The organism is uncultured Novosphingobium sp. (assembly GCF_964277725.1).
Taxonomy (GTDB): domain Bacteria; phylum Pseudomonadota; class Alphaproteobacteria; order Sphingomonadales; family Sphingomonadaceae; genus Novosphingobium; species Novosphingobium fluoreni.
Genome location: NZ_CAXYKL010000265.1, coordinates 24,950 through 33,432, shown reverse-complemented (window position 1 = coordinate 33,432; position 8,483 = coordinate 24,950). Strand labels below are relative to the sequence as shown.

Annotated in this window: 8 protein-coding genes; 3 read left to right on the top strand and 5 right to left on the bottom strand. The window is 63.9% G+C overall.

Annotated elements, in window-relative coordinates:
• The first annotated feature begins 17 nt into the window (after window positions 1-17).
• Entirely contained in the window at window positions 18-1,685 is a 1,668-nt protein-coding gene (gene leuA, locus ACHWRX_RS14830; protein ID WP_058735933.1) for a 2-isopropylmalate synthase, read from the top strand.
• Window positions 1,686-1,766: 81 nt separating this feature from the next.
• Here the strand turns inward: leuA and ACHWRX_RS14825 are convergent, their stop codons facing one another.
• The 4 genes from ACHWRX_RS14825 to ACHWRX_RS14810 all read right to left on the bottom strand — a co-directional run bounded on the left by ACHWRX_RS14825 (window position 1,767) and on the right by ACHWRX_RS14810 (window position 4,537).
• A complete protein-coding gene (locus ACHWRX_RS14825; RefSeq protein WP_394659756.1) occupies window positions 1,767-2,015 on the bottom strand; it encodes a hypothetical protein in 249 nt (82 codons plus the stop codon).
• A gap of 108 nt (window positions 2,016-2,123) precedes the next feature.
• Window positions 2,124-2,546: a nucleoside-diphosphate kinase gene (gene ndk, locus ACHWRX_RS14820; protein WP_058735935.1), complete on the bottom strand. Its 423-nt coding sequence runs from the start codon at window positions 2,544-2,546 to the stop codon at window positions 2,124-2,126.
• A 77-nt stretch (window positions 2,547-2,623) separates the two neighbouring features.
• Window positions 2,624-3,058, bottom strand: coding sequence for a DNA polymerase III subunit chi (locus tag ACHWRX_RS14815; RefSeq protein ID WP_288486132.1), 435 nt, complete (start codon window positions 3,056-3,058; stop codon window positions 2,624-2,626).
• Window positions 3,059-3,076: 18 nt separating this feature from the next.
• On the bottom strand, window positions 3,077-4,537 hold the full coding sequence (locus ACHWRX_RS14810; RefSeq protein ID WP_394659755.1) for a leucyl aminopeptidase: 1,461 nt from the start codon (window positions 4,535-4,537) through the stop codon (window positions 3,077-3,079).
• Between the two features lie 130 nt (window positions 4,538-4,667).
• On the opposite strand from ACHWRX_RS14810, the gene ACHWRX_RS14805 reads away from it, so the two are divergent.
• The gene (locus ACHWRX_RS14805) at window positions 4,668-6,965 is read left to right on the top strand and encodes an LPS-assembly protein LptD (protein WP_394659754.1); all 2,298 of its coding nucleotides are present in this window, start codon (window positions 4,668-4,670) and stop codon (window positions 6,963-6,965) included.
• 119 nt (window positions 6,966-7,084) lie between these two features.
• On the opposite strand, the gene ACHWRX_RS14800 is transcribed toward ACHWRX_RS14805, so the two are convergent.
• The gene (locus tag ACHWRX_RS14800) at window positions 7,085-7,297 is read right to left on the bottom strand and encodes a hypothetical protein (protein WP_394659759.1); all 213 of its coding nucleotides are present in this window, start codon (window positions 7,295-7,297) and stop codon (window positions 7,085-7,087) included.
• Here ACHWRX_RS14800 and ACHWRX_RS14795 point away from each other — a divergent pair.
• A complete protein-coding gene (locus ACHWRX_RS14795; protein ID WP_242867069.1) occupies window positions 7,197-8,483 on the top strand; it encodes a peptidylprolyl isomerase in 1,287 nt (428 codons plus the stop codon). The two genes, ACHWRX_RS14800 and ACHWRX_RS14795, sit on opposite strands and share 101 nt — an antisense overlap.

Sequence of the window (8,483 nt, the reverse complement as noted above, 5' to 3'; positions counted from 1 at the left end):
TCCAAGCGAGTTTCGCCATGACCATGCTGAAAGACCCTTCGGTCAAGTACCGCCCCTTCCCGCAAATCAACTTGCCCGATCGCCAGTGGCCCGGCCGCACGATCACCAAGGCCCCGCGCTGGCTTTCCACCGACCTGCGTGACGGAAACCAAGCGCTGATCGATCCGATGGGAGCGGAGAAGAAGACGCGCTTTTTCGATTTGCTGGTTAAAGTCGGCCTGAAGGAGATCGAGGTTGGCTTCCCGGCCGCCGGCGCTACCGAGTTCGACTTTATCCGTGGCCTGGTCGACAGCGGCCGCATCCCGGATGACGTCCTGGTGCAAGTCCTCACCCAGTCGCGACAGGACCTGATCGAACGCTCGTTCGAAAGCCTGGCGGGCGCGAAGGCGGCGATCGTCCACCTTTACAACGCCGTGTCGCCGCTCTGGCGGCAAGTCGTGTTCGGTATGGAGCAGCACGAAATTCGCGCGATCGCCGAGAACGGCGCGAAAGTGCTTCGCGATCAGGCGGCCAAGTACCCGCAAACGCAGTGGCATTTCGAATATAGCCCGGAGACGTTTTCCACCGCCGAACTGGATTTCTCGCTGGAGTGCTGCGAGGCGGTGATGGGCATTCTGCAGCCCACGCCGGAGCGCCCGATCATCCTCAATCTGCCGGCCACGGTGGAGGCGGCAACGCCCAATATCTACGCCGACCAGATAGAGTATTTTTGCCGCAACCTGCCCAATCGCGAGAGCGCGGTAATCTCTTTGCACACCCACAACGACCGGGGCACCGGCGTGGCCGCGGCCGAGTTGGGGCTGATGGCGGGCGCAGACCGTGTGGAAGGCTGCCTGTTCGGCAATGGCGAGCGCACCGGCAATTGCTGCCTGGTGACCGTGGGCCTCAACCTCTACACTCAGGGCGTCGATCCCAAGCTGGACTTCTCGGACATCGACGAGGTGATCCAGACGGTCGAATACTGCAACCAACTGAAGGTGGCCGAACGCCATCCCTATGGTGGCGAGCTGGTGTTCACCGCCTTTTCCGGCAGCCATCAGGACGCCATCAAGAAAGGCTTCGCCGCACAGGAGCAGCGTAACGACGAGCTTTGGGCGGTGCCTTACCTGCCGATCGACCCGGCTGACCTGGGCCGCAGCTACGAAGCGGTGATTCGCGTCAACTCGCAGTCCGGCAAGGGCGGATTTGCGTGGGTGATCGAGCAAGACCAAGGCTTGAAGCTGCCCAAGCGGATGCAGGCGGACTTTTCGCGCCACGTCCAGGAACTGGCGGACGAACTGGGCCGGGAATTGCAGGCGGATGACATCTGGAGCGTGTTCCAGAAGGTCTATCGCCTCGGCGGCCCGCAGCGCTATCAGCTGATCGATTGGGACGAAGGCCGCACCGCCGATGGCACGCGTCTCTTCTCGGGCAAGATCGGAGTCGATGGTCAGGAGCAGACCGTCTCGGGCCGAGGCAATGGCCTCATCTCATCCGTCACCGCCACGCTGAAGGACAGCTTCGGTCTTGACCTGCAAGTGCGCGATTATGCCGAGCACTCCCTGGGGCAAAGTTCCGAGGCGCGGGCGGCGGCCTACGTCGAATGCCTGCTGCCCGATGGCCGCGTGATCTGGGGCGTGGGTATCGACGAGGACGTGGCCACCGCCAGCGTCCGCGCCGTGTTGAGCGCCGCCAACGGCGTTTGATCCAGATGCGATCGGGGCGCGGCCATCAGTGACCGCGCCTCGACTGATCCGGCTTGATCGAACCGATCAGCCGGCTAACTTTCAGATTTCGGACTCTTCCACCAGCGGGCGGCTTTCGCGCGTACCGCGATAGCGATTGATCGCTTTGTCCGGATCGTCCGTCAGCACGACGTGATCATCGTGAACTTCCAGCAAAGTGCCGACGAAAGGGAAGCCCTCGAGGCTGCCGTTGACGCGGTAACTCACCACATCGCCCACCTTGAAGGTGGCGGGATCGAAGTTGAACTCGAACGGGCAGGCTTCTCCTGCCGCTTGACCCATGCCTTGCATCGCAAATCTCCTCGTGCATCAGGATATGGCAAACGCGGGTGGGCGCGCAAATAAAAAGGCCGCCCCCTTGCAGGAGCGGCCCTTCGATAAGTCAGCCGTTAGGCTGGATCAGCCCACGATTTCCTCGGGCTTGAAGAAGTAGTCGATCTCGATCTTGGCGTTCTCTTCCGAGTCCGAGCCGTGGACCGAGTTGGCTTCGATGCTCTCAGCCAGTTCCTTGCGGATGGTGCCGGCATCGGCGTTCTCTGGGTTGGTAGCGCCCATGATGTCGCGGTTGCGCTTCACGGCGTCCTCACCTTCCAGGACCTGCACGACCACGGGGCCGGAGATCATGAAGCTGACCAGATCGTTGAAGAACGGACGCTCCTTGTGGACGGCGTAGAAGCCTTCGGCCTGTTCCTGGCTCATCTGAATGCGCTTGGAAGCGACGACGCGCAGGCCGGCCTCCTCCAGCATCTTGGTGACGGCACCGGTCAGGTTACGGCGCGTGGCGTCAGGCTTGATGATCGAAAAGGTGCGGGTCACGGCCATGAAAGGTTCCTTGAAAGAAGCTGGTGTCTGCGGTTGCGCGGGCCCCTAGCGGGGAATGCGCGCAGGAGCAAGGCGCGCTAGCCCGCTTCGACCCAGCGGCCACCGTCCTGCTTCCAGAAATGACGCTCGGTGTCTTGCCGATCGCGCAATTGCCGCCAGACCCCGCGCGCGCCATCGACGGTGCGATCGTCGAACAGCAGGAACGTGCGAGCAAAAGCGGCAGCTTCCTCACGCCATTGCCCGTCCGCCAGTGCCAGGAAGCGCGCGCCGTTGGCCGCCTCTGCCTTCTCGGACAGCAGGATGGGCTGGCGATCCTCGTGCGGCTCGCCCGCTCTTCCATTGGCCAGGAACGTCTCGGCGAGGGACCAAAGCCCCTCGCCAATCCGCGCCAGTTGCGCCGGGTCCTGCGATACCACCAGCATCCGCTCGCCCGCATTCAAGGTGGCGCGGGCGAGCAGCGGCAGCGCCACTTCCACCGGATCGCGGGAAAGCTGGTAGAAATCGACGCGCATGGCGGAGCTGTCCTGCCCTTAGCCCTCGATCGTGTCGCGCACGAAGCGGTCCAGCAGGCGCACGCCGAAGCCGGTCGCACCCTTGTCCCAGGTCGCGCCAGGCTTGTCGGCCCACACGGTACCGGCGATGTCGAGGTGCGCCCAGGGCGTGTCATTCTCGATGAAGCGCTTGAGGAACTGCGCCGCCGTGATCGAACCGCCAAACCGCGTGCCGATATTCTTCATGTCGGCGATCGGGCTTTCCAACTGCTTGTCGTATACCGAGCCCATCGGGAAGCGCCACAGCTTGTCGCCGCTGGCCTCTCCGGCGGCGGAAAGGGCGGCGGCCAGATCATCGTTGTTGGAGAACAACCCGGCATATTCGAACCCGAGCGAAGCGATGATCGCGCCGGTCAGCGTGGCAAGGTCGACGATGCGCGTGGGAGCATACTCACGCTGCACCCAGGTGAGCGCATCGCACAGGACCAAGCGGCCTTCAGCGTCGGTGTTGATCACCTCGATCGTCTGGCCCGAAAGCGAGGTGACGACATCGCCTGGACGCTGCGCCTTGCCGTCCGGCATGTTCTCGACCAGGCCGCAGACTGCGACGATGTTCGCCTTGGCCTTGCGCAGAGCAAGCGCCAGCATGGTTCCGGCCACCGCACCGGCGCCGCCCATGTCCCACTTCATGTCTTCCATGCCGGCGGGTGGCTTCAGGCTGATACCGCCGGTATCGAAGGTGACGCCCTTGCCCACGAAGGCAAGCGGCTTGGCACCGGCCGCACCACCGTTCCACTCGATGACGAGCAGGCGGGCCGGCCGGGCCGAGCCCTGGGCCACGCCCAGCAGCGAGCCCATGCCAAGCTGCGCCATCTCGTTCTCGTCCAGCACCCGCACCACCAGGCCCGTGCCTTCATACCGCGCGCGGCACCGCTCCACGAAGCTTTCGGGGTAGATGACGTTCGCCGGCTCGGTGACCAGTTCGCGCGTAAATTCCACGCCTTGCGCCACGGCCTGCTCGATCTGCCACTGCGCTTCCAGCCCTTCGGGTGCGCCGATCACGTCGATCTGTGCCAGCGTCGGCTTCTTGTCATCGGCGAGCTTGGTGCGATAGGCGTCGAACCGCCAGCTGCGCAGGCGCGCGCCCAGCAAGAGACCAGCGGCTTCATCGCGCGAGAGGCCGACGCCGGTCAGGTCGATCGCCAGGCCGGTTTCGCCGGATGTCAAATACTTGGCGACAAGCGCGGAGCCCATCTTCTCGGCGGACTCGGCCCGCGTTTCGCCGGGCTGTCCCAATCCCGCCAGCACGATGCGGCGCACCCGCCCGTCACGCTCTGCAAACCCCTCGACGATCTGGCCCGCCTTGCCGTTGAAACTGGCGCGATTGGCGGCCTCTGCCAGCATCGGATCCAATCCGGCAGGCAGCGCGCCCTGATTGAGCGGCTGCACCAGGATTCCTGCGGAAGAGTTCGATGCGGCGTCAAGGAATTGAATTTTCATGCATTCTCCTGGGGGATAGTTCTTCTTGCGAGCGACCGCGGCGGACGGGAACCAGCAAGCTGTCGCAAAGCCTGCGCCTTCGCTTCACCGGCGGATTGCAGTTAAGCGCGGGCAGTGCGATAGGCAAGCCATGCCCCCCTTGCTGCCGCATTCACCGCAAGCTGTATCTCGTCGCTTGCGAACCCTTTCCTTGAGCGCTTTGGCAGCAGGTCTGGCGGCCATGGCGCTGCCAGCGGCGTCGTTCGCGCAAGACCTGACACGGCCGCTGCCCGATGCGCCGATCTCGCCCCTGCCGCCCGCCGCGCCGCCATCGACCGATCCCAACGAAATCCCGATCGCCTTTGCCGCCGACAAGGTTGAGTACGCCCAGAACTCCGAGAAGGTCACGGCCACCGGCAACGTCGTGTTGCGCCGGGATGACCAATCGGTACGATCCGACGTGGTGACCTGGGATCGCAACACCGGGCAGATTCTCGCCACCGGCAACGTGCGCATGATCGACGAGAACGGCAACCAGCTGTTCACCGATCGCGTCGAGTTGACGGACGAGCTGAAGACCGGGGCAATGGAAAACCTGCTGATCGCCCTTCGTCAGGGCGGACGCCTCGCCGCGGTGCAGGGCCGCCGGATCGAAAATGGCAATGTCATCCTGAACAAGGCGGCCTACACCGGCTGCGCGGTCGAGGATTCGGACGGATGTCCGAAGAAGCCCAGCTGGCGCGTAACCGCCAGCCAGGTGGTCTATGACGATGCGGCCGAACGCATCACTTTCCGCAATGCGCGGCTGGAGATGTTCGACTTCATCAAACTGCCCCTGCCCGGCCTGCGGATTTCGACCAGCGGGGGCTCGGTCGGCGGTTTCCTGGTGCCGGATTTTCGCACCTCGCCCTCGAACGGGCTTGAGCTTAGCGGGTCATACTATTGGCAGATCGATAAAAACCGTGACCTGACGGCCACCGCCTACGTCTATTCCAAAGTGGCGCCGATGGTCTCCGGGCAGTACCGCGCCCTCACGTCAAAAGGCGCGTACCAGATCACCGGCTATGCCACGTCGAGCAGCCGCATTCCGATCACCGGGAACAATCCGGACGCCAGCCGCAGCTTCCGCGGATATATCTTCGCCAACGGCAAGTTCCAGCTCGACCCTAACTGGAGCGTTACCGCCTCGATCCGCCGCACGACCGACCGCACGTTCCTGCGCCGCTACTACATCAATCGCGATGACCGGTTGCGTTCGGTGGTCGACGTGGAGCGGATCGATCCCAAGAGCTACCTCTCGATCTCTGGCTGGGCCACGCAGACCATGCGCGCGGGCGTGGATCAGGGGCAGGTACCGGTCGCCTTGCCGCTGATCGACTATCGCCGCAGGTTCGATGATCCGCTGCTGGGCGGCAAGCTGGAGGCGCAGCTCAACACACTGGCGATCAGCCGCAGCCAGGGCCAGGATACCCAGCGCGCCTTCGCCAAGGCGCAGTGGTCTTTGCGCAAGCTGACCGGCATGGGTCAGGAAGTGACGTTCACAGGGCTGGTGCGCGGTGACGTCTACCACTCAAGCGACAACGACCTGACGCTGACCGACCTCTATCGCGGCCAAGCTGGCTGGAAAACGCGCGGTGTCGCCACTGCGGCGGTGGACGTGCGCTGGCCGATGGTAGGCACGATCTTCGGCGGCACCCAGGTTCTGACGCCACGCGTGCAACTGGTCGCCACGCCGCGCGTGCCCAATCTCTCGATCCCGAACGAGGATTCGCGCGCGATCGACCTGGAGGACAGCAACCTCTTCGCGCTCAACCGCTTCCCCGGGTACGACCGGATCGAGGACGGCGTGCGCTTCACGTATGGCGCGGACTGGCAGTTCGAACGCCCCCGCTGGAGGATCAAGGCCAACATCGGCCAGTCGATTCGCCTCGGCAATCGGGAATCGATCCTGCCCGACGGCACAGGGCTGTCCAGCAAGACCTCCGACATCGTGGGCCGTACCGAGGTCCGTTATCGGGATTGGATCGCGGTGACGCACCGCTATCGGATCGACAAGGACACCTTCGCCGTCCGCCGCAACGAACTCGACGCGACGCTGGGCAACACGAAGACCTACGCAGAGATCGGCTACACCAAGCTCAACCGCGACATCAACGCGGTGGAGGACTTGCGCGATCGTGAGGAATTGCGCTTCGCGGGCAGGGCCTCGTTCTTCCAGTACTGGTCGATATTCGGCTCGTCCGTCGTCAACCTGACCAGCCGTAGCCAAGACCCCATTTACGGCTCCGACGGGTTCCAGCCGCTGCGCACCCGCATCGGCGCGGCCTATTCGGACGACTGCCTGGAAGTGGCGCTCACCTGGCGGCGGGACTATCAGGCGACGGGTGACGCGCGCAGCGGCAATTCGTTCCAGATCTACTTCGCGCTCAAGAACATCGGCTTCAAGTAAACGGTGCGGGCCGCACGGTGGGAGCGACTTGCGCAATCGCGCTATCAGTCGCACTCATTTTCCGTTAAGCCGCGCTGCCGCAGGGCGGGGTCTTAAGGGCCACGCTTTCGGATCGGCCCTCAGTTTACGGCCAAGAATGGGAAAAACGACACGGTGAAGACCAGCATTCGCAAGGGTTTGATCAAGGGTTCCTTCGCGATCTGCGCGGTTGCGAGCGCACTCGCGACGCCGATCGCTTCAGCCCAGCAAGAACCGTCCCAGCCGAACGACGCCCAGGGCAACATCTCGATTCCCGATGACGTGAAGCTCTTCGCCCAAAACAACCCGAACATGCGCCGCGCCACCGCGGTGGTGAACGGCGATGTCATCACCGGCACCGATGTTGACCAGCGCCTGGCGCTGATCCTCGCGGCTAACGAGAACAAGGTCGGCGAAGAGGAAAAGACCCGCCTGCGCCTGCAGGTGCTGCGCAACCTGATTGACGAAACGCTGCAGATCCAGGCGGCCAAGGCGGCTGACATCGATATCAAGCAGGCCGAGATCGACCAGACCTATGCTCGCGTGGCGGGCCAGAACTTCGGCCAGAACCCCGGTGCGATGGACGCCTATCTGGTACGCGTCGGTTCGTCGCCCTCATCGCTCAAGCGCCAGATCAGGGGTGAGCTTTCCTGGCAGCGCCTGCTCAGCCGCAATGTCGCGCCGTTCATCAACGTCTCGGACGACGAGGTGAAGGAGGTGATGAACCGCCTTCAGGCCGCCAAGGGCACGGACGAGTACCGCCTGGGTGAGATCTTCCTGGCCTCCAACGATCAGGATGATGCCCAAGTGGGTGAAAACGCCCGCAAGATCGTAGAGCAGCTAAAGGGCGGCGGCAGCTTCGTCGCTTACGCGCGCCAGTATTCGCAGGCGTCCACTGCAGCCGTGGGTGGCGATCTGGGCTGGATTCGCCTGGCGCAGCTGCCCACGGAACTGGCCTCTGCCGCCAGCGACATCAACCCCGGCCAGCTGGTCGGCCCGATCAAGATCCCCGGCGGCTATTCGATTCTTTACCTGATCGACAAGCGCAAGGTGCTGACCGCCGATCCGCGCGATGCTGTCCTGGCGCTCAAGCAGGTCTCGATCAACTTCCCCGCTGGCACCACCCAGGCGCAAGCGACGGCGCGCGCCAAGACGTTCGCCACCACGATGCAGACCGCCAAGGGTTGCGGCGCGGTGGATGAAGTAGCGGCGAAGCTGGGCGCGCAAGTCGTGGCCAACGATCAGGTTCGCGCGCGCGACTTGCCGGGCCCGCTACAGAATGCCGTGCTGTCGCTCAGCATCGGTGAGACGTCCCCGCCGTTCGGTTCAATCAGCGAAGGCGTCCGCGTCCTGATGCTGTGCGGCCGAGACGACGCACCGAACGCCTCCGGCCCCAACTTCGAGCAGTTGCAAAGCCAGATGGAAGACGATCGCATCAACAAGCGCGCACAGATGTATTTGCGCGATCTGCGCCGCGATGCGGTGATCGAATACAACTGA

Bases quoted from the DNA above. Each gene is read 5' to 3' on its own strand.
- leuA (WP_058735933.1), top strand. From the start codon at position 18: ATGACCATGCTGAAAGACCCTTCGGTCAAGTACCGCCCCTTCCCGCAA.
- ACHWRX_RS14825 (WP_394659756.1), bottom strand. From the start codon at position 2,015: ATGCAAGGCATGGGTCAAGCGGCAGGAGAAGCCTGCCCGTTCGAGTTC.
- ndk (WP_058735935.1), bottom strand. From the start codon at position 2,546: ATGGCCGTGACCCGCACCTTTTCGATCATCAAGCCTGACGCCACGCGC.
- ACHWRX_RS14815 (WP_288486132.1), bottom strand. From the start codon at position 3,058: ATGCGCGTCGATTTCTACCAGCTTTCCCGCGATCCGGTGGAAGTGGCG.
- ACHWRX_RS14810 (WP_394659755.1), bottom strand. From the start codon at position 4,537: ATGAAAATTCAATTCCTTGACGCCGCATCGAACTCTTCCGCAGGAATC.
- ACHWRX_RS14805 (WP_394659754.1), top strand. From the start codon at position 4,668: ATGCCCCCCTTGCTGCCGCATTCACCGCAAGCTGTATCTCGTCGCTTG.
- ACHWRX_RS14800 (WP_394659759.1), bottom strand. From the start codon at position 7,297: ATGTTCGGGTTGTTTTGGGCGAAGAGCTTCACGTCATCGGGAATCGAG.